This is a genomic window from Streptomyces sp. URMC 126, from assembly GCF_051386555.1.
Classification (GTDB): Bacteria; Actinomycetota; Actinomycetes; order Streptomycetales; family Streptomycetaceae; genus Streptomyces.
Genome location: NZ_JBPQTX010000789.1, coordinates 1 through 282, shown reverse-complemented (window position 1 = coordinate 282; position 282 = coordinate 1). Strand labels below are relative to the sequence as shown.

Below are 282 nucleotides of genomic sequence, written 5' to 3'. Positions count from 1 at the left end.
GAGACAGGCGGAGGACTCGGTAGTAGTGCATCGTCTTGGTCCCGTCCACACCAGTGAGCTTGTACCGCACCCACGGCTCGATGGCCATCACTTCGTACAGCGGGATGCGTCTGGTGCGCCCCCAGGGCAGTGGCCAGAGCCGGTTCGTGATGCTCAGGACGTGTCCGTCGAAGGTCAGCCGGGCAAACAGGGGCGACGCGGTCAGTGGATAGCGGACGGGCGGCTCACTCACCCTTTTGGGATTTGTCATGACCGTAAGTGTGACCGGTGAAAGGTTCGATG

1 protein-coding gene is annotated in these 282 nt (G+C 62.1%); it reads right to left on the bottom strand.

Annotated elements, in window-relative coordinates:
- A partial coding sequence (locus tag ACSNOK_RS33930; protein WP_436784592.1) for a hypothetical protein occupies positions 1-250 on the bottom strand: 250 nt, incomplete at its 3' end.
- Between the last annotated feature and the right edge of the window lie 32 nt (positions 251-282).